Origin of the sequence: Sanguibacter sp. Z1732, from assembly GCF_051020515.1 — a bacterium.
Lineage (GTDB): Bacteria > Actinomycetota > Actinomycetes > Actinomycetales > Beutenbergiaceae > CALKWS01.
The window spans coordinates 495,257-517,883 of record NZ_CP194857.1 but is presented as its reverse complement, the minus strand read 5'-3'; the positions used below and the strand labels follow the sequence as shown (position 1 = coordinate 517,883).

The 22,627-nt window shown below is 70.3% G+C and carries 18 protein-coding genes and 3 pseudogenes; 8 read left to right on the top strand and 13 right to left on the bottom strand.

Annotation, left to right across the window (positions count from 1 at the left end):
- Positions 1 to 38 precede the first annotated feature (38 nt).
- The 9 genes from ACRRRO_RS02910 to msrA all read right to left on the bottom strand — a co-directional run bounded on the left by ACRRRO_RS02910 (position 39) and on the right by msrA (position 10,059).
- Complete coding sequence (locus ACRRRO_RS02910; RefSeq protein ID WP_424797810.1) at positions 39 to 635, bottom strand: Dps family protein; 597 nt, start codon at positions 633 to 635, stop codon at positions 39 to 41.
- Positions 636 to 672: 37 nt separating this feature from the next.
- A complete protein-coding gene (locus ACRRRO_RS02905) occupies positions 673 to 1,779 on the bottom strand; it encodes a phosphotransferase (RefSeq protein WP_424797811.1) in 1,107 nt (368 codons plus the stop codon).
- Positions 1,776 to 3,038 carry a hypothetical protein gene (locus ACRRRO_RS02900; protein ID WP_424797812.1) on the bottom strand — a complete coding sequence of 421 codons (1,263 nt, stop codon included), beginning with the start codon at positions 3,036 to 3,038 and terminating at the stop codon, positions 1,776 to 1,778. Before ACRRRO_RS02900 ends, ACRRRO_RS02905 begins: the two co-directional genes overlap by 4 nt.
- Positions 3,028 to 4,911, bottom strand: a complete 1,884-nt coding sequence (locus tag ACRRRO_RS02895; RefSeq protein WP_424797813.1) for an ABC transporter ATP-binding protein — start codon at positions 4,909 to 4,911, stop codon at positions 3,028 to 3,030. Before ACRRRO_RS02895 ends, ACRRRO_RS02900 begins: the two co-directional genes overlap by 11 nt.
- Complete coding sequence (locus ACRRRO_RS02890) at positions 4,908 to 6,155, bottom strand: glycosyltransferase family 4 protein (protein ID WP_424797814.1); 1,248 nt, start codon at positions 6,153 to 6,155, stop codon at positions 4,908 to 4,910. Before ACRRRO_RS02890 ends, ACRRRO_RS02895 begins: the two co-directional genes overlap by 4 nt.
- Positions 6,152 to 7,429, bottom strand: a complete 1,278-nt coding sequence (locus tag ACRRRO_RS02885) for a glycosyltransferase family 4 protein (protein ID WP_424797815.1) — start codon at positions 7,427 to 7,429, stop codon at positions 6,152 to 6,154. Before ACRRRO_RS02885 ends, ACRRRO_RS02890 begins: the two co-directional genes overlap by 4 nt.
- 4 nt (positions 7,430 to 7,433) lie before the next feature.
- Entirely contained in the window at positions 7,434 to 8,648 is a 1,215-nt protein-coding gene (locus ACRRRO_RS02880; RefSeq protein ID WP_424797816.1) for a glycosyltransferase family protein, read from the bottom strand.
- Between the two features lie 274 nt (positions 8,649 to 8,922).
- Entirely contained in the window at positions 8,923 to 9,351 is a 429-nt protein-coding gene (locus ACRRRO_RS02875; RefSeq protein ID WP_424797817.1) for a DoxX family membrane protein, read from the bottom strand.
- 30 nt (positions 9,352 to 9,381) lie between these two features.
- Positions 9,382 to 10,059 (bottom strand): peptide-methionine (S)-S-oxide reductase MsrA, encoded by a 678-nt coding sequence (gene msrA, locus ACRRRO_RS02870; RefSeq protein ID WP_424797869.1) that lies wholly within the window; start codon positions 10,057 to 10,059, stop codon positions 9,382 to 9,384.
- 178 nt (positions 10,060 to 10,237) lie between these two features.
- Here msrA and ACRRRO_RS02865 point away from each other — a divergent pair, with 178 nt between their 5' ends.
- Together ACRRRO_RS02865 and ilvA are read left to right on the top strand one after the other, a co-directional pair.
- A complete protein-coding gene (locus tag ACRRRO_RS02865) occupies positions 10,238 to 11,611 on the top strand; it encodes an AI-2E family transporter (RefSeq protein WP_424797818.1) in 1,374 nt (457 codons plus the stop codon).
- Positions 11,608 to 12,837: a threonine ammonia-lyase gene (ilvA, locus tag ACRRRO_RS02860; RefSeq protein ID WP_424788090.1), complete on the top strand. Its 1,230-nt coding sequence runs from the start codon at positions 11,608 to 11,610 to the stop codon at positions 12,835 to 12,837. Before ACRRRO_RS02865 ends, ilvA begins: the two co-directional genes overlap by 4 nt.
- 86 nt (positions 12,838 to 12,923) lie before the next feature.
- On the opposite strand, the pseudogene greA reads toward ilvA, so the two are convergent.
- Positions 12,924 to 13,402: pseudogene (greA, locus tag ACRRRO_RS02855) on the bottom strand (transcription elongation factor GreA).
- A 184-nt stretch (positions 13,403 to 13,586) separates the two neighbouring features.
- Positions 13,587 to 14,015 carry a DUF4307 domain-containing protein gene (locus ACRRRO_RS02850; protein WP_424797819.1) on the bottom strand — a complete coding sequence of 143 codons (429 nt, stop codon included), beginning with the start codon at positions 14,013 to 14,015 and terminating at the stop codon, positions 13,587 to 13,589.
- Between the two features lie 98 nt (positions 14,016 to 14,113).
- Between ACRRRO_RS02850 and mca the strand changes: the two genes are divergently transcribed.
- Genes mca through ACRRRO_RS02835 form a run of 3 tightly spaced genes read left to right on the top strand, consistent with a single transcriptional unit; the run spans position 14,114 to position 16,208 of the window.
- Positions 14,114 to 14,980, top strand: a complete 867-nt coding sequence (gene mca / locus ACRRRO_RS02845; RefSeq protein WP_434081052.1) for a mycothiol conjugate amidase Mca — start codon at positions 14,114 to 14,116, stop codon at positions 14,978 to 14,980.
- The gene (locus tag ACRRRO_RS02840; RefSeq protein ID WP_424797820.1) at positions 14,977 to 15,384 is read left to right on the top strand and encodes a hypothetical protein; all 408 of its coding nucleotides are present in this window, start codon (positions 14,977 to 14,979) and stop codon (positions 15,382 to 15,384) included. Before mca ends, ACRRRO_RS02840 begins: the two co-directional genes overlap by 4 nt.
- Positions 15,381 to 16,208 (top strand): nitrilase-related carbon-nitrogen hydrolase, encoded by an 828-nt coding sequence (locus ACRRRO_RS02835; RefSeq protein ID WP_424797821.1) that lies wholly within the window; start codon positions 15,381 to 15,383, stop codon positions 16,206 to 16,208. The genes ACRRRO_RS02840 and ACRRRO_RS02835 overlap by 4 nt, the downstream gene beginning before the upstream one ends.
- 47 nt (positions 16,209 to 16,255) lie before the next feature.
- Here the strand turns inward: ACRRRO_RS02835 and trhA are convergent, their stop codons facing one another.
- A complete protein-coding gene (gene trhA / locus ACRRRO_RS02830; protein ID WP_434081051.1) occupies positions 16,256 to 16,780 on the bottom strand; it encodes a PAQR family membrane homeostasis protein TrhA in 525 nt (174 codons plus the stop codon).
- A 371-nt stretch (positions 16,781 to 17,151) separates the two neighbouring features.
- Between trhA and ACRRRO_RS02825 the strand changes: the two are divergent.
- The 3 genes and pseudogenes from ACRRRO_RS02825 (at position 17,152) to ACRRRO_RS02815 (ending at position 21,212) form a co-directional block, all read left to right on the top strand.
- Positions 17,152 to 17,914 (top strand): annotated as a pseudogene (locus ACRRRO_RS02825) (isoprenyl transferase).
- A 277-nt stretch (positions 17,915 to 18,191) separates the two neighbouring features.
- Positions 18,192 to 19,572 (top strand): annotated as a pseudogene (locus ACRRRO_RS02820) (PhoH family protein).
- Positions 19,573 to 19,670: 98 nt separating this feature from the next.
- A complete protein-coding gene (locus tag ACRRRO_RS02815; protein ID WP_424788097.1) occupies positions 19,671 to 21,212 on the top strand; it encodes a UDP-N-acetylglucosamine 1-carboxyvinyltransferase in 1,542 nt (513 codons plus the stop codon).
- A 27-nt stretch (positions 21,213 to 21,239) separates the two neighbouring features.
- On the opposite strand, the gene ACRRRO_RS02810 is transcribed toward ACRRRO_RS02815, so the two are convergent.
- On the bottom strand, positions 21,240 to 22,592 hold the full coding sequence (locus ACRRRO_RS02810) for an NAD(P)/FAD-dependent oxidoreductase (protein ID WP_424797824.1): 1,353 nt from the start codon (positions 22,590 to 22,592) through the stop codon (positions 21,240 to 21,242).
- Positions 22,593 to 22,627: the final 35 nt, after the last annotated feature.

Genomic DNA, 22,627 nt, shown 5'->3' with positions numbered 1-22,627 from the left:
CCCGCTGTGAACGGCGGGGGCCCTCGTGCGTCCTGGTGCTACTCCCCGGCCGCTTCCGCTGCGCGCTGGGCGGCGGTGTCCTCCGAGCGGGTGCCAGCGGTGGCGAGCTCGCCCTGGGTGTTCTGCAGGTGCGCCCGGATGAACCACTGGAACAACTCCAGGCCCTTGATCTGCCCGATGAGCATGTCCTCGGTGACCGGGTCGACGTCGGCGACCGCTCGCTGGGCGGTGCGGTGCTCGGTGATCAGACCGTCGTAGACCACGTTCAGCGCGCCGAGGTGCTCGTTGGTGGTGGCGCGCTCCAGGCTGTAGTCACTCCAAGAGCGGTTCTTCACGATCTCCCCGGGCGTGCCCAGAGGGGATATGCCCAGGGTGGCGATCCGCTCCGCGGTCTCATCGACCCAGGCCCGCACCTCCTCCACCTGGGGGTCGAGCATCTCGTGTACGGCGATGAAATGTGGGCCCACCACGTTCCAGTGCACGTGCTTGAGGGTCAGGGCCAGGTCGTTCAGCGCGTTCAGCCGGTCCTGGAGCAACTCGGCGATCTTGGTGCCCTCCTCCAGGCTCAGGCCGGGCACCGTGTAGGAGCCGGTGCCGGGACGGGTGGTGATCGGGTTGTCCTCGTGGGTAGTCATCCTTCGACGATACGACGCACTCTGGTCTCGTGCGAGGTCAGCGCCCCTCGGTGAGCACGTCCTCGAACAACGCCACCGCCAGTGGGCGCCACCGGGGGCGCAGCGCGTAGACGGCACTGAGCCGCAGCCTGGCGGCCGTTCGGTAAGCCTCCACCCGGGAGCGGGTGGCGGCATCGGGTGCCAGGGCGCCCAGGAACGCCTCCCTGGCCGCGGCTGCGCGCCACTCGGTGAGCAGGTCCTGACGGACCCGTAGTTCCAGGTGCGCCAGGACGTTGGCGACATCCAGGGCCGGTTCGCCCCACGCCGCGGTGTCCAGGTCCAACAAGGCGGGATGGTCCTGACCCTCCGCGATCAGCACCTGCTGGTCGTGCAGGTCCCGGTGCAGCAGTGCGACGGGCCTCGGATCACCGCGGTCGCCTTCGTCCTGGTGAACCAGGGGATCGAGCAACTGCTCGATCCGCTCCCGCTCGGTGGTCGGCAGGAGGCCCCAGGCCAGCACCGGGTCCAGCCATTTGTGGGTGGTGGCCACCTCCTCGGCGGCGTCGTGGCGCGCACGCAATTCCGGGGCCTGATCGGGCGTCACGCTGTGCAGGTGTTGCAGTGCTCGCCCGAGCATGTGCCAGGCCCCGGCCAGTTCGGGGTCGCCGACCTGACCGTCCCGACCCATTTCCAGCAGGCTCCGGCCCGTCAGCGGGCCCAGGCTCATCCAGTCCTCGCCGTGGTCCAGCAACGGCGCGGTGCGTACGGAGGAGCCCACCACCGAGGCCACGGACACGTGCCGCTGGATGGCGTCGACGGCCCGACGCCGGCGGGTCACCTTGGTGAAAGGTGCGTGCGGCCCCGCTCCGCGCAGCACTGCGCGCCGGCCCGGGCGGTGCACCACGACCCGCTCACCGGCGGCCAGCCGCTCGGCGAAACGGGGCAGTTTCGCGTCGCGGTGGAGCGGGTGCACGAGGACGCCGCCGACCACCTCGGCCGAGGGGATCTTCTCCGCCGCCTCATGTGCCTGGCGGGCATCGGACCACCACTCCGCGCCGCGCCGCCCGGCGGGTGTGTCCAGTTCCAGCAGGGCGTGGCCGGGGGAGCGTGGCCAGCCGCGCAGAACCGGCCAGGCCCCGACCAGAGCCGGTGGCCGCGCGCTCATCGCAGACTCCTGGCTCGCTCGGCCAGGACCGCTGCCAGCTCCACCCGCGCCCGGGTCGCGTGGAGCCAGTCCGGACTGCGCCACCGGAAGGGCTCAGCGGCTCGCTTGAGCACGGCACCGGACGCCAGCGCCAGCACGCTCGCCGGATCTGGGGTGGTGCCGCTGGATCGCTCGTAGCCGGTCACCAGTGCCGCGTGCTGGGTCAGCCCGGCCCGGATCGTCTCCTCGGGACCGCCCGGGCCCGGGTCGGCGCGGCAGGTCCGGGCCAGGTGCTCGCCGAGGAACTCACCCAGGTCGTATTCGCGCGGGGCCAGCACCACCGAGTCCAGGTCCAGGAGGCGAAGCGCGCCGTCCGGTTCGGCCAGTATCTGGTCGGCGGAGAAGTCACCGTGGCTGGTCACCAAGGTGTCCTCAGCGGTGGACCCGCGGTGGACGAGTTCACCTGCCCGGGCGATGATCCGGGCAGCGTGGCCTGCCGGTTCGCGCAATTCGGGTATGACGCGCCCCAAGTCGTCCAGACCGGTGCTGTCCACCCCCAGATCGCTCCGCCAGCGCCGGCCCGGGTGGTCCGGGTCGGGCCAGGCCACCTGGTGCAGCCGCGCCAGTAGCGCCCCGACCGCGGTCATGTCAGGCTCCCGCTGGCGGTCGAGGGTGACGCCCTCGCTCCAGGCGAACGTGAGGGTGCGCCGGTGTGGTCGCTCGGTGAGCAGGATCGGACCGGGAATGCCAAGTGTGGCCAACGTACGTGCGAGGACCGCTCCGCGTGCGCCCTGGTCGCCGTCGAACACCTTGGTCAGTTCCGGGCCGGACGAGCCGTCGCGCCGGCCCACCCAGCGCCTCGCCGGCTTGTACCGCACGGTGCGCGTGCCGGTACGGGACAGTTCCCGGTGCAGTCCGGGCAGGTGCCGGTCGGCACCGGCGTCGGCGACCGCCAAGAGGTGGTCGTCGTCCAGGTGGCACCAGATACGCCGGTCCTTCGCGCTGCGGGCGAGCTTGTCCAGTTTCGGACGCCCCGCGCGGGTCACCGCATGGGCCAGGGCGAGCCGGTCGCCGTCGTCGGTGCGTAGGTGCACCGCGGCCACCAGCGCCGTACCGGGCTTGTACCTGAGGTACTGGGTGTGCGCACTGTGCACCGCCGGGTTGCGCCGGCGCAGGAACTCGGCCAACCCGGCATCGTCCAGCAGCACCGCCAGGCCCGGCAGATCCGGGTCGGCGTCCAGCAGGCGGGCGTCGTCGGTACCGAGGGTTTCAGTGGGCATCCTGCCCTTGCCTTCCTGCTCCGGCCAGCGCGCGGGGGTCACCCGATGGGCCGGTTGCGGGGCGCTGGTCCGAGACCTGGTGGCCGTGGCGGGCCCGGATCTGCTCCGGGCTGCCCCGGTCGGTGATACGTCCGTTGCTGACCCACAGCACCAGGTCGCAGTCGGATACGTCCTCGGGATCGTGGGTGATGATGAACGTGGTGCGATCGCGGCTGAGTCGGCGCAACGCCTCGCGCACGCCGGCAGCAGTCCTGGGGTCAAGACCGGTGGTGGCCTCGTCCAGTACCACGATCGGAGCGTCGCGCAGCATCGCCCGGGCCACCGCGATCCGTTGCCGCTGGCCGCCGGAGAGAGTGCCGCCCCGCTCGCCCACCACGGTCTCGTACCCCTGCGGCAGGGCGGTGATGAACTCGTGGGCGCCGGCCGCGGTGGCGGCGGCGATGATCTCCTCACTGTCGGCGCCGGGGCGTCCGTAGCCGATGTTCTCGGCCACGCTGGTGGCGAACAGGACGCTGTCCTGCAGCACGATCGCGACGTTCTCCCGAACCGATTCCAGGGTCAGGTCACGCATGTCGTGCCCGTCCAGGCGTACCTCGCCGGCCACCGGGTCCTGCAACCTGGGCAGCAGTGAGACCAGGGTCGACTTCCCGCCGCCGGAGGGACCCAGCACCCCGATACGTTGGCCGGCCTGGACGGTCAGGTCCACGTCACGCAGCGCCAGCCGGCCGTCGCCGTAACTGGTGGACACGCCCTGCAGGCTGACGTAGCCGCGCAGGCGGTGCAGCGGCCGGGCCCAGGAGGAGTCGGTGATGTCGGGGGCCTCATCGAGCAGGTCGGAGATCCGCTCCCCCGAGGCAGCCGCCTTGGCGATCCGGCCGGTGTACTTGGCCAGGTCACGCATCGGCTTGAAGGAGGCCTTGAGGTAGGAGATGAACACGGTCAGTTCACCGGGGGTGAGCGTCCCCGCCAGTACCTGGCGGGCACCGAGGAACAGCACCAGCCCGGAGGCAAGACCCACCAGCACATCGGTGCCGCGCTCCAGCGCTGCCGACATCCGGGTGGCCTTGACCCCGTCCTTCATCGCGCGGGAGTTCGAGGCGGCGAACTGTCTGGACAGCAGGTCCTCCAGGCCGTAGGCCTGCACCACCTGCATCGCCCCGAGGGTCTCGTTGGCGGACCCGGCCAGGTCCCCTTCACGGCTGCGCTGTTTGCGGGCTGCGCCGGTGATGCGGGGACCCTGCTGGGAGGAGCCCAACGAGAACGCGATCAGCGCACCGATGGAGACCAGCGCCAACTGCCAATCCATCCACAGCATCACCCCGAGCATCGCGAACAGGGTCACGATGTTGCCCAGGAGTGGGAGGGCCGCGGTGACGGCCACGTCTCGGACGCGACCGACGTCGGAGATCAGCCGGTTCAGCATGTCACCGGACCGGTTCGAACGGTGGTAGGTCAGTGACAGCCGTTGCAGGTGGTCGTACAGGTGCCCGCGCACGCCGGTCATCGCCCGGTTCCCGGCCAGGGCGAAGCACACCGTGCGCAGGTATGCCGCACCGGCTCGCAGGGCCGCGACCGCCACCACCGCGAGCCCGGCCACGATCACCAGGGCCATCAGGTTGTCCTCACCGGCAGCGTCGGCGACCAGTTCCGGCGAGGCGGTCGCGATGATGGCGTCCAGGACGAACTTCAGCGGCCATGGTTCGGCGAGCCGGAAGGCGACCTCGGCGAACAGGGCGATCATGCCGATGATCACCAGACGCCGGTGCGGGCGCACGTGCGGGGCCACGTGCCTCAGGGTGCGGCGCAGCCCTGGTAGGGCCGCGCCCATCTGAGCGGCGGGGGTCTTGGCCTTACTGGGGTCGGGTCTACTCATGCGGCCGGCACACTCCTGTTCTCCAGCCCGGCCGGGAGGGCACGCAGGGTGTGCACCATGGTGTGCTCCCAACTGTGCTTCCTCTCGGCCTCGGCGCGCGCGGCGCGGCCCAGTCGGTGGCGCCGGTCCGGGTCCACCAACAACCCGGCCAGGGCGGTGCGAAGGGCTCGCACATCCGAGGGTGGGACCAGGAGTCCGGTGCGGCCGGCGTCGACCATGGTGGGCAGCTGGCCGACATCACTGGCGACCACCGGCAGACCGGCGGCGAGGTACTCCAGTACCTTCAGCGGGGAGAAGTAGTCCCCGGCGTCAGCGGGGTAGGGCGCGGTGCCGATGTCCATCCGAGCCAGCAGTTCCGGTACCCGGGCCGGAGCGACCGAGCCGGTGCGCTCGACGTGGCCGGCGATGCCCAGCCCGGCCACGCGGGTGTCGATCCGCTCGGCCAGTGGGCCATCCCCCACGATCAGCAACCGGGCGCCTCGCGGCAGGCCGGGCAGGTGGCCGGGGCGCAGCAGCGGGGCGACCGCGTCCAGGAGCATCTCCACCCCGTGCCAGGGTTTGAGGGTGCCGACGAATCCCACGGTGGGTACCGGAGGCACCGCCCGGTCCCCGGTGTCGCGGGGGCGTACCCGGTGGATGTCGGCGCCGTTGGGCACAACGACGGCGTGGGTGTGCGGGGCGCGGTCCCGCACCCAGGTGCGCACCGGATCGGAGACGCACACCGCCAGGTCGGCGGCATCCATCAGGCCTGCGAGGGCCCGCTCGGCGGCCTCCCGGTGCACCAGGCCGCGCTGCTGGTGGTGCTCGTCGATCAACGGGGCGTTGACCTCCACGATCACGGGAATGCCGACCGCACGCGCCCACCGGGCGCCCCCGGCGGAGAACAGGGAGTACCGCTCGTAGTAGGCGTCGAACCCACCGGCGCCCTCGAGCACCGCGGCGGTGGCGGTGTCGGCCTCGATCAGCCGGCGCTCGCGATCGGCGCCGGAGCGCCCGCCGGCGCCGAGGGGCAGCAGGTGCACGGGCAGGTCGGCCAGGTCCGCCGGGGCCGGGCCACCGGTCTTGGCGGCGAAGACCTCCACGTGGGCCCCGGCGCGGCGCAGCGTGCGCACCACGGCCTGGACGTGCACGGAGGCGCCCTTGGTGCCGAACACCCCGATCCCGGGGTCGGCGCACACGTAGGCGACGCGCCGGCCCGCGCACCGCCGGGTCAACTCGGCGAGCAACTCCGTCTGGGTGCTCATGCTCCCACCCCCACGCGAGCGGGACGGGGGGCCAGGCCGGCCAGCGTCCGGGCCTGGCGGCGCGAATCGAACGTGGTCTCGATCAAGGTCCGGGCCTGCGCGCGCACCCGGTCGGCAAGCTCGGTGTCGGTGCCCAGGCGCTCCAGCGCCCCGGCCAGCGCGGCCGGGTCGCGCTGGGGCACCAGCAGGCCGGTGCGTTCGTGGTCGATCACCTCGACCAGGCCGGTGACATCGGTGGTCACGCATGGGGTGCCCAGCGCCATCGCTTCCAGCACCACGGTGGGCAGCCCGTCGGTGTTGCCGTCCGAGCCCACCACGCATGGTGCGGCCAGCACGTCCCCACCGGCGACCACCTGGCGGACCTGTTCCTGGGGCAGGGGGCCACGCAGGTTCACCACGCCGTCCAGGCCCAGCGAGGTAATCCGCTCGGCCAGGGCAGCGCCGCGTTCACCACTGCCGACGATGTCGCATCGCACCGGCCGGCCGGCCGCGTGCAGCAGGTGGCATGCGTCGATGAGGTCCTCGAACCCCTTCTTCTCGATCAGACGTCCGACGGCGACGATCCGGATGGTCCCGGTGCCGTTGCGCCGGCGAGGTACCTCTTGGAAGGTCTGCAGGTCCAGGCCGTTGTAGACCAGGTGTACCTGGTCATCGGGAACGCCGAGACCGAGCAGATGGCCCACGTTGTACCTGGAGATCGTCACCACGTGGTGGGCGTCGGCGGCCTTCGCGCGCACGTCGTCGTTGTCCACGGCCGAGTGGAACAGGTCCTTGGCGTGGGCGGTGAAGGAGTAGGTGATCCCGGCCAACTGCGCGGCCAGGCGGGCCACGGTCGTGGCAACGGAGGCGAAGTGGGCGTGCAGGTGGGTGATACCACGCTGGTGGGCCTGCACCGCCACGTCCAGGGCCTGCGCGGCGTCCTCGGCCTCGGCGCCCAGCAGGAGTTCGGTGGTCTCGGGGGGCAGACCGCCCAACACCTCATCGGCCCGGCGCAGCCGCTGCCACAACTCCTCGGCGCGGCGGACCCGGGAGATGTAGCGGACCGGGGCCTGTACCCGGGACAGCGCGCCATGGAAGTGCTGGTCGGTCGGTGCACGCAGCGAGAAGATCTCCAGATCCGCCCCGGCGGCCTCGCGAGCCAGGATCTCGGTGACGATGAACGTCTCGGAGAAGCGGGGGTACATCTTCAGCACATACCCCACCCGCGGCCCGGGGGCGCAGGACCGGGCGTCGGCGTCGGTTCCGTTTGAGGCCGGCGCGCCGGGTCGGGTCATCGAGTCACGCACTGTGGGGCACCTCCGTGCGGTCGAGGAGCCGGGCAGCCAGGCCGGGGATCCGGCCCAGACCGCCGAGGTCGATCGGGTTGGCGGGGACGGGTGGACCGTTGAGGGTGTCGAACCAGGTGTTCAGCACGGCCGGGTCCAAGCGGTCGGGGTGGCACATCTCCAGGGCCCCGCGCTGGGAGAGCGCTTCGGCTCGCACCAGTTGCTCCTTCCGGGGGCGTACCCGGGGCACGACGAGCATCGATTTGCCGGCGGCGAGCACCTCGCACACGGTGTTGTAGCCGCTCATCGCCACCACCGCGCGCGCGGATCCGTACCAGTGCTCCAGGTCGTCCCGGAAGGTGTGCACCACCAGGTCATCGCGTTCGGCAGCGAGTTTGCGGACGGCGCGACGGTCGGCGTCGGGCAGGTTCGGCCCGGTGATGAGAACACCCTGGTGCCCGTTCGGGTAGGTGGCCTCGGCGAAGGTGCGGGCCAGGTGGCCACCATCGCTGCCACCTCCGAGGACGCCGAGCACGAAGGGTCGCGGATCCAGCGAGCGGGGCCGGCGTACCCGCTCCGGGCTCGGTACCCGGCCGGTAGCCAGGTAGCCGGTGGCCCGCACCGGGATGGGCAGGTCGAGGTCGGCCGAGGCGTCGTACACCTGTGGGTCGCCGTACAGCCACACTTCGTCGTAGAAGGCGCGCAGGGCGGTGTTGGCACGGTCCCGGCGCCATTCGTCGCGCGCCACCCGCGGCTCATCCAGCACGTCGCGCAGGCCGAGCACCACCTTGGTGCCGGCTCGCCGGGCGGCGATCAGGGCGCGTTCCATCTCCCCGTGGAACCCGCGAGGGTGCTTGTCCACGATCAGCAGGTCGGGCGCGAAGGAGGAGACGGCGGCGCGGAGCACCTCGGAGCGGATCCGGACCATGTCCTCCACACCCAGGCCCAGGGTGCGGGCCCGGTAGTGGCCCTCCTCGCACTTGGCCAGCGCCGGCATCGAGACGATGTCGATTCCCGGGATGTGCCGGTTTCCGGTGGCTTCAGGTGCCCCGGTGAGCAGCAGCACCTCGGCATCCAGGCTGTGCATGGCCCTGGCGATCGCCAGATTGCGCCGGACGTGTCCCAACCCCTGTGCGTCGTGTGAGTACAGGGCGATCCGGGGACGCTCGGATCCGGCGGTCGCGGGTGAGTGCAGGGCGCGCGCACCCCGGCGGCGATACAGGTTCATCGGATCCTTCGATCGTGGGTCGGTCAGTGCGAATGGGCACTACCTTCGCCAGCGATTCGGAGAACCAGATGAGCAGCCGATGAGAGGGCTCTCATCTGAGCAGTGGCGCGTGAGGCGATACCCGTCCCGATCGGGGTGCCAGAGGGAGGGCAGAGTGAGTCCGCCCGGAACGACGCCGCGGCAGAGGGGGGCGCCGCCGGCGGGCACCGCGGCGCTCGGGCTCAGCCCACCCGGGGAGCCCGCGTGGCCCACGCTGGGAGCACGCTGCGGAGTGTCAGCGGTGCTTGCGCCGGTACCGGTCGAATGCGACGAGGCTCACTCCGGCACCCAGGAGCCAAGCGTCCTTGGCGATGGCGATCCCGTCCGGAGTCGGGCGCAGGCTGCCCTCCTGGCGCAGACCGGGTGCGCGCAGGTACAGGCCCACCAGGCCGGCCGCGAACGCGGTCAACCCGGTGCCGGCCACGCGCGCCGGTACGCCCGGGATGAGCAGCGCGGCGCCGATCACGGTCTCGGCGATGGCCAGGGCCTTGTTGAACTCCTCCGCCGGCACATCGGCCAGGAACGGGTAGGCGGCGCTCGCGAAGCCGTGGGTCTGCGCCGCGGTCTCGGCGTCGGCGCCCAATTTCTCCATACCGGAGTTGATGATGAACGCACCGGTGGCGATCCGTAGCGGCCAGGTGGTCAGCGCTCGTGACTTCGACATGTGATCCTCCTGTTGGTCGCGGGAGCAGGGTCAGGCCGAGGGCGGTGCCACGTGTTGCTGGGCCGGCACCTCGTCCTGGCGCAGCACACCGACCGGGCAACTCATGCCGTTGGGCCCGTGGTTGCAGTACCCGCCCGGGTTCTTCTCCAGGTACTGCTGGTGGAAGGCCTCGGCGTAGTAGAACATCCCAGCCTGCGAGGCCGGACGCAACTCGGTGGTGATGTCGCCGAGCCCGTGCTCGCGCACCACGGTGTTGAAGGCCTCCCGGGAGGCGCGGACCAGCGCCTCGTCGGCCTCGTCGGTCCAGTAGATCGCCGAGCGGTACTGGGTGCCCACGTCATTGCCCTGACGGTGCCCCTGAGTGGGGTCGTGGTTCTCCCAGAAGGCTTTGAGGATCTCCTCCAGGCCGATCCGTTCGGGGTCGTAGACCACCTGGACGGCCTCGGTGTGGCCGGTCAGGCCGGTGCACACCTCCTCGTAGGTCGGGTAGGGGGTGTAACCGCCCTGGTAACCGGCTGCGGTGCTGATCACCCCGGGCAGGCGCCAGAAGATGCGTTCGGCGCCCCAGAAGCACCCCATCGCCAGGTACACCGAGCGCGCACCCTCCGGCCAGGGTCCGATCAGCGGGGAGCCGAGCACGTCGTGGTTGGTGGGGACCGGGTAGGCCGGCGCCGTCCGCCCGGGCAGGGCCTGCTCGGGCGTCACCATCTGGGTTGGCCGGCGGCTACCAAAGATCACGTACGACTCCTCACGCTGACGGAACCACCGAAACACGGCGGGTATATCTGCGCAACACCAGGATTGGTCGTAGTGTTCCCGATGCGGGGCCATGCGCTCAGTGTGTGCGGGCCGTACGCTGAGCCACAGACGAGAGGCTGGAGAGGCGATGGCGCGAGGAGCTGGGAAGCGGTTCATCGACCGCTTCACGTCCGATGGGGGTCGCGACGATGACGATCGGTCAGCGGCATCCCCGGCCTCCGCCGATCCGGCGTCGGATCCCGAAGCGGAGCCGGAGCAGATCTCAGCCAGGGCCCGGGCCGAGGCCGATGAGAACCTCACAGCGCCGGAGGGGACGCCCCAGAGGTTGGGGGATGCCGCGACTGCGCAGGCATCCTCGCGGGTGGTCTCGGCTTCGGCTTATGTGACGCCCGCGGTGCGCGGTGCGGCGGCCTGGGCGTGGCGCCTCGCCATCATCGCGATCGTCGGTGGGGCCCTGGTGTGGGCCCTGATGCAGTTGAGCCTGGTGGTCATCCCGGTGCTGGTGGCGGTGCTGCTGGCCGCGTTGATGATGCCGGTGGTGCGCTGGCTGAGCGGGCGCGGGGTGCCCCGGACGCTGGCCGTGGCGCTGACCATGCTCGTCAGTTTCGGTGCGGTCGGCACGTTGCTCACCCTGGCCGGGCGCGCGGTCGGCTCCGGTATCGCCGATCTGGCCGACCAGGCGGTCCAGGGGCTGTACGCCTTCGTCGACTGGCTCAGCGAGGGGCCACTGAACATCAGCCCGGACCAACTCGAGGAGTACCTCGATGAGGCGCTGGAGCAGGTTCAGGATAATGTCCAGGAGATCGTGACCGGAGCGATCAGCGTGACCACCACGGTGGGCCAGATATTCGCTGGGATGCTGATCGCCCTGTTCTGCCTGTTCTTCTTCCTGCGGGATGGGCGCACCATCTGGACCTGGGTGGTGGGACTCCTGCCGCAGGCGGGGCGCGCTCAGATCGACGGTGCGGCGTTGCGGGGCTGGCTGAGCCTGGGACAGTACTCCCGGATGCAGATCCTGGTGGCCTTCATCGACGGTGTCGGCATCGGTGTGGGGGCCTGGATTCTCGGGGTGCCGCTGGCCCTGCCGCTCGGAGTCCTGGTGTTCCTGGGTTCGTTCATCCCGATCGTTGGTGCCGTGTTGACCGGTGCGATCGCGGTGTTGGTGGCGCTTGTGGATGGCGGATTCTGGACCTCGGTGATCATGCTGGCGATCGTGCTGGGTGTGCAACAGATCGAAGGGAACGTGCTGCAGCCGTTCCTGATGGGACGCGCCTTGAAGTTGCACCCGGTGGCGGTGCTGCTCGCGGTGACCGCAGGTACCGTCCTGGGCGGGATCATCGGAGCACTGCTCGCCGTGCCGATCATCGCGGCCACCAATTCGGTGATGCTGTACCTGCACGGACATGACAACGCGCCCGCGGAGGACCAACGTGACCTGGAGCGGGCCACGCTGCAGATGCAGCGTGATTTCCGGCAGCGAGGAAAGGTCCGCACTTCTTGATCACGCTCGAGACGATCCGGGCCGCCGCCCGGGAATTGGAGGGGGTGGCCCAGCGCACCCCGATGGAGTACTCGCGGGCGTTGAGCCAGGTGGCGGGTGTTCCGGTGCACCTGAAGTGCGAGAACCTGCAGCGCGGTGGTTCGTTCAAGATCCGTGGTGCGTACACGCGGATGTCCCGGCTCAGCCCGGCGGAGAAGGCCGCCGGCGTGATCGCCGCATCCGCCGGCAACCACGCCCAGGGCGTGGCGCTGGCGGCGAGGATGCTGGGGATCTCGGCCACCGTGTACATGCCGGTCGACGCCGCACTTCCCAAGGTGGCGGCCACCGCCGGGTACGGGGCCGAGATCCGCCGGGCCGGCTCCAGCGTCGATGAGGCTCTCGTCGAGGCACGAGCGGAGGCCGAGCGCACCGGGAAGGTGGTGGTCCATCCCTTCGACCATCCCGACATCGTCACGGGACAGGCCTCGATCGCCCTGGAAATCGCCGAGCAGACGCCGGAGGTGGCCACCGTGCTCGTGCCCACCGGGGGCGGGGGGCTGCTGGCCGGGGTCGGCGCCGGACTGCGCACGGTCCTGGGGCGGCCGGTGGAGGTGGTCGGTGTGCAGGCGGAGGGCGCGGCTGCCTACCCGGCGTCGTTGAGCGCCGGGAGCCCGATACCGCTGGAGGCGATGCACACGATGGCTGATGGGATCGCGGTGGCCACTCCCGGGCAGGTGCCCCTGGAGATCGTGCAGGAATCGGTGGCCCGGGTGGAGACCGTGACCGAGGAGGAGATCTCCCGGGCCCTGCTGATGCTGACCGAACGGGCCAAGTTGGTGGTGGAGCCCTCCGGGGCCGCCGGTATCGCCGCGTTGATGCACCGTCCCGGGGCTTATGCCGGGCCGGTGGTGGCGATCCTGTCCGGGGGCAACATCGACCCGCTGGTGCTGATGCGGGTGCTGCGACACGGCATGGTGGCGGCCGGCCGGTACCTGCAGGTACAGGTCCGGGTGAAGGACACCCCCGGCAACCTCGCCCGGTTGCTGGCCCACCTTGCCGACCTGGACGCCAACGTCCTCAACGTCGGGCACGTGCGCACCGCGGCCGACCTGGCCGTCGACGAGGTGGACATCGCGGTCGAGTGCGAGACCAACGGTGCCGAGCACTGCGACTCAGTCCTGCGGGCACTGGCCGGAGAGGACCACTACCGGGTGCTGTGGGGTTCGATGGAGGCTCCCACCGCGTGAGCGGACGGGTCAGCGGTGACCACCCCGGAGAACTGGGGTGCCCGCCGAGCAGGTGCGGTGACCTGCCGGCGGGCACGGTGTCGTCGTCAGCCCTTGTAGGGCTTGGCGGCGGAGATCTTGACCTCGATGGTCGCTCCGTTGGGTGCCTGGTACTCCACCGAGTCACCGACCTGCTTGCCCGAGATCGCCGAGCCCAGCGGTGAGCCCGCCGAGTAGACATCCAGGTCGGTGTCGACGGCACCTTCGCGCGAACCGAGCAGGAACGTCATCTCGTCCCCACCCACGTCGGCGGTGACCACCATGCCCGGTTCCACCACGCCGTCGTCAGCTGGTGTCTCCCCGACGTGGGCGTTGCGCAGCAACTCCTCCAACTGGCGGATCCGCGCCTCCTGCTTGGCCTGCTCCTCCCGAGCAGCGTGGTAACCGCCGTTCTCCTTGAGGTCACCCTCATCGCGGGCGGCGTCGATCCGGTCGCGATTTCGGCGCGTCCCTTACTCACCAGGTGGTCGTACTCGGCCTTGAGCCGGTCATAACTGTCCCGTGTGAGCCACGTGGTTTCGGACACGTTCCCTCCTCGGCATGAAATGGAGCATGAATAAATAGGGCCCGGTGCTGAACGCAGGGAACCTCTGGTCGTCCATGAGGTTCTGACTCACCCGGAGGCTCGATGCGGTCCGCTCCGGGCGGTGCAAGTGCCCCATTCTAGCAAGATCTGCGCGAATTCTCGCGAAGCAACGGTGCCGGAGGGGTCAATTCACCAATTCACATGAGCGCACGATGCCGGTTACCGGGGCCGCGCTGGTGGCCACGGGTACCCTGACCTGGTTCACCCGGTCCTGGAACGGGCCCAGGCGAGTATCGAGCAGGCCGACCTGGCCGAAGTTGGCGTCGAGGGCCTCGATCGTGCAGTCGGCCTGCTCACCCGGGGGCATGGTGATCTCGAACAGCACCTCTACCGAGGCCTGGTCGGGGGCCACGAAGAAGGAGATCTCCTGGGTGCTCACCGACGGGGCCAGTCGGTCGATGGCCACCCACAGGCCGAAAGCGCCCGCCAGCACCGCGACGCTCACGGCTAGGATCCACATGGTCCGCCGGCCGCGCCGAGCATCGCGCACCGGGCCGTACCGTTCGGCCAGCCTGCGGTCGGCCGGGGCCTGCGGCGCCGATGCACCCTGCACTGCTGTCATCCTTACACTGGTCGGTAGCACAGACCGGTATGCCTGTGCGCGACAGTCTCGCACTTCTCTCACCCCACACCTAGCCAGGAGGTTGGTCCGTGGTCAGCCAGGACCTGCGGCTGATGGCCGTACATGCTCATCCCGACGATGAGTCGAGCAAGGGGGCTGCCACCATGGCCCGCTACGCATCCGAAGGGGTGCAGGTGCTCGTGGTGACCTGCACCGGCGGGGAGCGTGGTTCCATCCTCAACCCCCGCCTGGAGAACGATGAGACCGTGCTCGCCGACCTCCCGGGCACGCGCCGCCGGGAGATGGCCGCCGCAGCGCAGGTCCTCGGCGTGGATCAGCACTGGCTCGGTTTCGTCGACTCGGGCCTGCCCGAGGGTGATCCGCTGCCGGACCTGCCGGAGGGCTCCTTCGCGCTCACCCCGGTGGAGGTGGCGACCGAGGCGCTGGTCGAGGTGGTGCGCCGGTTCCGCCCGCACGTGATGACCACCTACAACGAGAATGGTGGCTACCCCCATCCCGACCATGTGATGACCCACAAGATCTCGATGGCGGCTTATGAGGCGGCCGGCGACGGCGAGCAGTTCCCCGACGCCGGGGAGCCGTGGGAGGTCTCGAAGATCTACTACGACGTGGGCTTCCACAAGGAGCGGATCCTCACCGTGCACGAGGAACTGATCGAGCGGGGGATGGAATCGCCGTTCGGGGACTGGCTGAAGCGCTGGGAGGACCGGCCGAGCCGGGAGGTCACCACGCAGGTGCGCTGCGCGGACTTCTTCGGGCACCGAGACCGGGCGCTGTTGGCCCACGCCACCCAGATCGACCCCGACGGGTTCTTCTTCGCCGTCCCCCGCGACGTGGAGCGAGCGGCGTGGCCGACCGAGGAGTTCGAACTCGCCCACTCCCGGGTGCCCACAGACATTCCCGAGGACGACCTGTTCGCCGGGGTGCGGGCGTGAACGTGCGCTCGAGGGCCGCCGTGCTGATCCACGACGATAGCGGCGGCGTGCACCCGGTGGCCGATCAGCTGGCCCGGGGATCCGATCCGAATCTGGTGGCCCCGGGGATGGCGGCGTTCCTGGCCTTCCTCGCGCTGGCGATCGCGGTGATCGCGCTGGGATGGTCCCTGACGCGTCAGGTGCGCCGCTCGGAGTACCGCAACGCACAACGCCGCGCCGCGGCCGCGCAACAGCGCCCCGGGCCCGCCGGAGCCGGTGCAGCGAGCGTCGGTGACGTCGGCGCGGACAGCCCTGATCCTGGGGCCCGGCGCCCCGGAGGTGACGACGACGCATCACCAGGGGCGCCGGCGGCGTCCACGCCGGCCGACACCCCCGCCGACGGGGGATCGGAGGCGAGACCGTGACCAGCCCACTCGACGTCGCGGTGGTGCAACTGCAGGCGGATGAGGATGTGCAGGAGAATGCCCGCGCCGCCGCCGAGGCGATCCGGGATGCCGGCCGCGCGCAGTTGGTGGTCCTGCCCGAGTACACCAGCGGCTGGGCCAAGCACCTGCGCCCGGAGCTGGCCCAGCCCGCTCGGGGGCCATTCACCGAGGCCGTCCGGCGGGCGGCCAGGGAGTCCGGACGCACCGTGGTGCTGGGCACGATGGAGCCCGACGACGGCGAGTCGGCCCGCTGCGCAAACGTCGCGCTGGCCATCGGACCGGACGGGCAGGACCTGGGGCGCTACCGCAAGGTGCACCTGTTCGATGCTTACGGAATCCGGGAGTCCGACACCTTGACCCCGGGGCCGGCCGGCGCCGAGCACGCGCTGGTGCTCGACGTCGGTGCACTGCGCGTGGGTGTGGCCACCTGTTATGACATCCGGTTCCCCGAGACCTTCCGGGTGTTGGCCGACGCCGGTGCGAACGTGTTCGCCATCGGAGCCGCGTGGGCGGCCGGGGAGGGCAAGGCCGAACTACTCCTGACCCTGGCTCGTGCTCGGGCGATCGAGAACGGCAGTTACGTGCTGATCTCCTCCCAGCCCGGGCCCGGCCGGTCCGGGCACAGTGCCATCGTCGATCCGCGCGGGGTGGTGCTCTCCCAGGCAGGGAGCGATGAGGCACGCACCCTGCACGCCGCACTCGACCCGGAGGTGGTGCGCGCCACCCGGGCTCAGGTGCCGAGCCTTGGCCATCGCCGGTACCGGGTGGTGCCGGTGGACGGCGCCGGTGGCCGGGTCGGCTAGCCGCCTCAGCGGACCGTCGGTGCGCCGTCAGCAGGCCTTCTGCGGCGTCAGCGGGCCAGCAGCACCGCCGCCCCGACGGCCACGGCGTGACAGGTGTAGCCGACCACGGTGCCCACGTGGAAGATCTCGTGATAGCCGAAGTAGCGCGGGCTGGGATTGGGCCGCTTGAATCCGTAGGCCAGTGCGCCCAGGGTGTACCCGAGGCCACCGGCGATGATCAACCACACCACGGCCGCGTTGGAGGCGGACCAGAACGCGGGCATGAACCACACCGCCACCCAGCCCAGCGCCACGTAGACCGGCACGTAGAACCAGCGCGGTGCGTTCAGCCAGAACACCCGGGCACCGATCCCGGCGAGGGCACCTCCCCAGACCACCGCGAGCAGGACGGTGGCGGTGCGGACCGGGAGCAGCATCACGGCCAGCGGGGTGTCGGTGCCGGCGATGACCAGGAAGATGTTGGAGTGGTCCAGCCGGCGGAGGGTGGCGAACCGGCGCGGGGACCAGGTGCCCCGGTGGTAGATCGCGCTGGTGGTGAACAGCACCACGGTGGTCACCGCGAACACTGCCACCGCCGCGCGCGCACCCGGCGTCGGGGCCGACCAGCAGCACGATTCCGATCACCGCAGCCAGCGGTGCCATCACGGTATGGATCCACCCACGCAGCAGCGGCTTGGCGAGGGCCTGGGCAACGGTGTCGCCGGTGGAGGGGGCGGTCATGTGGCACGTCCGGGGAGTCTGGGGGCGGTGGTCCAGGCCGAGGGGCGCAGCCCCACTCGCCTTACCTACGCCATCGTAGGTTACGCAAACGTAGCCTTCAACGGCGATGCGAGCGAGTAGCGTATAGCCAGCGTGTGGTGCGCCCCGTGCCAGGTGGCCGCCTCCGCACGCACCCGCATCGCGTCCCGCCCGTACCGGTAACCGAGAGGAGAACCGCATCCGCATGCGACCTCCGGCCCTGCTGTACGGACTGTATGAGCGCAAACTCTCCCGGGATCTGCAGTCGGCCCAGGTGCCCAAGCACGTGGGGGTGATGCTGGACGGCAACCGTCGTTGGGCGCGGGCGGTCGGCCTGGACGCAGCCCACGGACATCGCGCCGGGCTCAACGCATCCATGACCTGCTCACCTGGTGCGCCGAGGCCGGCGTGTCCGTGGTCACCATGTGGATGCTGTCCACCGACAACCTACGCCGGGAGGCCCAGGAGGTCTCGGACCTGTTGGAGATCATCGCCACCGCCGTGCAGGAGCTGGCCGACACCGGGCGCTGGCGGCTGCGCATGGTCGGGGAGCTCACCCTGCTGCCGCAGGAGATCGCGGCCCGGCTGGCCGCGAACGAGGCCGCCACGGCCGACGTGGACGGTATGCAGGTCAACATCGCCGTCGGGTACGGGGGGCGCCACGAGATCGCCAACGCGGTGCGCTCCCTGCTCAAGGAACACGTGGCCGCCGGGCACAGCCTGGAGGAGATCGTCGAGGAACTGACCGAGGCCCACATCGGTGAGCACCTGTACACCAAGGGTCAGCCGGATCCGGATCTGGTGATCCGTACCTCGGGGGAACAGCGCCTGGGCGGCTTCCTGCTCTGGCAGAGCGCGCGCACAGTGAGTTCTACTTCTGCGAGGCGTTCTGGCCGGACTTCCGCAGGGTGGACTTTCTGCGGGCGCTGCGGGCCTACTCCCGCCGGGAGCGCCGGCTGGGTCGCTGACCTGGTGAACACCGGATGACGTTTCGGCCCCCGGCGTGCCGTAACGCGGATCGGTGTCCACCAAGTCGTAGCGTGGGAGCACTGGATGGCAACCTCGCCATCCATCGGAAGGCCAGCCCATGGAGTTCACGCTCGGATGGGGAAGGGGCCTTCGGCCCGATCGGCCGACCGCCCCCCACCCGCGACCGCCACACCTGACGGTGTGCCGCGGCAGGTCCAGCTAGAGGAGCTACCTGTGAGCCGTGAATCCCTCGAGTTCGACGTCCAGATCGGATCCATGTCCGAGGCGGGGGGAGGCGCGGCAGAGCTGCCCGTGGCCGACCCTGCCCCCGACCTGGCCGACGGCGAGGTCGTCACCTATGTGCTGGACACCTCGGTGCTGCTGTCTGTCCGATCCGTGGGCGATCCTGCGGTTCGCCGAGCACGAGGTGGTGCTACCGGTAGCGGTGATCACCGAGTTGGAGGGCAAACGCCACCACCCCGAGCTCGGCTACTTCGCGCGCAGCGCGCTGCGGATGCTCGACGACCTGCGCCTCGAACACGGCCGGCTCGATTCCCCGGTTCCGGTGGGCGACCAGGGTGGAACGGTACGGGTAGAACTCAACCACTCCGATCCGGCGGTGCTGCCCTCGGGTCTGCGGTTGGGTGACAACGACACTCGTATCCTGTCCGTGGCCGCCAACCTCGACGCCGAGGGGCGCCACGTCACGATCGTCTCCAAGGACCTGCCGATGCGGGTCAAGGCCTCATCGGTGGGGCTGCGGGCAGAGGAGTACCGGGCCCAGCTCGCCCTGGACTCGGGGTGGCGCGGGATCTCCGAAGCGGGACTCAGCGAGGAGGAGATGGGGGAGTTGTGGGCCAGTGAGCGCCTGGTCATCGCCGACCTGGTGGCCGGGGAGACCGTGCGTGACCTGCCGTGCAACACCGGGCTGGTCCTGCACTCCCCGCGCGGTTCGGCGCTGGGCCGGGTCACGGCGGACAAACAGATCACACTGGTGCGCGGAGACCGGGATATCTTCGGGATGCACGGGCGCAGCGCCGAACAGCGCATCGCCATCGACCTCCTGCTCGACTCCGAGGTAGGCATCGTCTCCCTGGGTGGGCGGGCCGGCACCGGCAAGTCCGCCCTGGCACTGTGCGCGGGCCTGGAGGCGGTGCTGGAGCGCCAGGAGCACCGCAAGGTGGTGGTGTTCCGGCCGTTGTACGCCGTCGGCGGCCAGGAGCTGGGCTACCTGCCCGGTAGCGAGGCGGAGAAGATGAACCCCTGGGCCCAGGCGGTGTTCGACACCCTGGGGGCGGTGGTCTCGACCGAGGTGGTCGAAGAGGTGATGGACCGCGGCATGCTCGAGGTACTGCCCCTTACCCACATCCGTGGCCGGTCCCTGCACGATGCGTTCGTGATCGTCGACGAGGCGCAGTCACTGGAGCGCAACGTGCTCCTGACCGTGCTCTCCCGGATCGGGCAGAGTTCTCGGGTGGTGCTCACCCACGATGTGGCCCAGCGCGACAACCTGCGCGTGGGACGCCACGACGGCATCGCCTCGGTGATCGAGTCACTCAAGGGCCACCCGCTGTTCGGACACGTGACGTTGACCCGTTCCGAACGCTCTGCGGTGGCGGCGCTGGTCACCGAGTTGCTCGAGGGGCCGGGGATGTGAAGTGCCGGATGCGGAAAGTGAATTCCGCGTCCGCCCCTCGGGCGTGATCCTGGCCACTATCGCGAGCGGGTATCTCATATGCGAGATATCGTGCCCGAATGACCACGATTGAGCAGACCCAGACCACAGTGCCCGAGATCGGTGCCCTGATCCGCGGGGCCCGGCAGAACAAGGGCCTCACCCAGACCCAGTTGGCCGAGTTGCTCGGTACCAGCCAGAGCGCGGTGGCCCGGATCGAGAACGGCGGGCAGAACCTGACCGTGGAACTGCTGGGCCGGATCAACCAGGCCCTGGAGGCGGATCTGCTCCACCTCGGCCGGCCCCGCGCCTCCCACCTGCGGGTGACGGGAGAGCAGAAGCTCTCCGGGACCATCACGGTGAAGTCCTCCAAGAACGGCGCGGTAGCCCTCCTGTGCGCCGCACTGCTCAACCGTGGCCGTACCACCCTGCGCGGAGTCGCCCGGATCGTGGAGGTGGACCGGATCGTGGCGGTGCTGCGCTCCATCGGGGTGCAGGCCACATGGTCCGCCGACGGAAAGGACCTCGAGCTCGTTCCGCCGGCCGAGTTGGATCTGGCGAACATCGACACCGAGGCAGCCCGTCGAACCCGCAGCATCATCATGTTCCTGGGGCCGTTGCTGAACAGGGAAGCGGCGTTCGAGTTGCCCTACGCCGGGGGCTGCAACCTGGGTACGCGCACGGTGGAGCCACACATGATCGCCCTGCGGCCCTTCGGCCTGGACGTGCTGGCCACCTCCGGTGCCTACCAGGCCACGGTGAATCCGGAGCGGCCGACCGACATCAAGGTGGTGCTGACCGAGCGCGGTGACACGGTCACCGAGAACGCCATCATGGCTGCCGCCCGGCACCCGGGTGTGACCACGATCCGCAACGCAAGCCCGAACTACATGGTCCAGGACCTGTGCTTCTACCTCGAGCTGCTCGGGGTGCGGATCGACGGGATCGGTACCACCACCCTACGGGTGCACGGCCTGGCCGACATCGACGCCGACGTCGACTACGCCCCGGGTGAGGACCCGGTGGAGGCGATGAGCCTGCTCACCGCCGGCATCGTGACGAACTCGGAGATCACCGTGGCGCGGGTGCCGATCGAGTTCATGGAGATCGAACTGGCCACACTCTCGGAGATGGGTCTGCGCTACACGCTCTCGGAGGAGTACCCGGCCGCGAACGGGCGCACCCGGCTGGTGGACGTGACGGTGCAGCCGAGCGAGTTGAAAGCCCCGATCGACAAGATCCACCCGATGCCCTTCCCCGGCCTGAACATCGACAACCTCCCCTTCTTCGCGGTGATCGCCGCGACCGCCTCGGGCACCACGATGATCCACGACTGGGTCTACGACAACCGCGCCCTGCACTTGACGGACCTGACCAGGCTCGGTGCTGACGTGCGGCTGCTGGACCCGCACCGGTTGGACATCACCGGTCCTACCCGGTTCTCCGGCGCGGAGGTGACCTGTCCGCCGGCCCTGCGTCCGGCGGTGGTGATCCTGCTGGCGATGCTGGCGGCCAAGGGCACCTCGGTGCTGCGCGGTGTGGACATCATCGCCCGCGGCTACGAGCAGTTGCAGGAGCGGCTGATTGAGCTCGGCGCCCAGATCGAGACGTTCCGCGACTGAGTACCTGCGCCGAAGGCGCGGGCGTGTTCAGCGCAGCGGGTCGAACGGGGCGAGCAGCTCGGGAACCTGCCCGGTGGTGATCGCCTCGGTGAGCAACCGCCCGGTCAACGGCCCCAGCGTGATACCCCACATCCCGTGCCCACCGGCGATGTGCACCCGGGGCGAGGCGGTCGGACCGATCTGCGGCAGACCATCAGGCGTGACCGGCCGGGAGCCGACCCACTCGTCCTCGCGCGACTCGAAGTCCGCTCCGGTCAACAGCGGCCGGGTGGCACCGACGATCGCCTTGATGCGGCGCGGGTCCAACGGGGCGTCGGGGCGCTGGAACTCCATCATTCCGGCCACCCGTAGCCGTCCACCCAGCGGGGTGCAGGCCACGCGCTGGGCCGGGAAGTACACCGGCACCGTTGGCGCGGGGTCAACCGACACGGTGAAGGAATAGCCCCGTCCGGCTTGGACCACCTGGCGGACCCCGAAGCCACGGGACAGTTGCGGCAGCCACGCCCCGGTCGCCAGCACCACCACGTCGGCGTCCAGTCGTTCGACCTCCCCCCCGGTGCGCGCGGGGCTCTCACTGCGGGTCTGGCCACTACGGACGTTGTCCGCCACGGTGACCGAGGCCGGTGAACCCGGCCCACCGCCGTCGGCGGCTATCACCCGCCGTCCTTCGTGCACCGTGGTGCCCTGAGCGCGCACCGCCGCCGCCAGTGAGGTCAGGAAAGCGGGCGGGTTCATGAAGCGTGTCCCGTGCAGCCGGATCGCCTCGACCACCTGCTCGGACAGCGCCGGCACGATCTCCCGCGCCGCGTCGCCGTCGAGCAGGTCGGCGCCCACGTCCTGACCGGCCGCACGGATCTGGCCGAACTCTTCCATCAGCAGTTTGTGCTGGCCGGGACGGGCGAAGCAGGCCAGGAACGCCTCGGGCTCCACGGTGGGTTCACTCACCCCGTTCTCGGTCAACTCGTCGAACGCCGCCAGTGACTCCCGGTTCAGCGGGATGTAGTGGCCCATGGCCCTGGTCCAGGCCCCGGCGGTGGAGCGGCGTAGGAAGCCGGCCAGGAACCGGATCAGCACCGGGTCGATCCGGGGCGGGACGTAGACCGGGGAGTTGGGGGAGATGAACGCCTTGAGTCCCGAACGTAGGATCGCGGGCTCGGGTAACGGGGTGGTGATCGGAGGAGTCAGCCAGCCGGCGTTGCCCCAGGACGCCCCGGCGGCTACGTGATCCTGCTCCACCACGGTCACGTCCAGGCCGGCGCGGCGCAGGTGCCACGCGGTGGCAAGTCCGACCATCCCGGCGCCAACGACGATCGCTGACTTCGGCGTGGGGATACTGCGTTGGCGGACCGCGGCGATGCGGCGGTTTCGGCGGGAACCCATTGGTCCTTGGTACCAGCCGCGCAGCGGCGATGCCA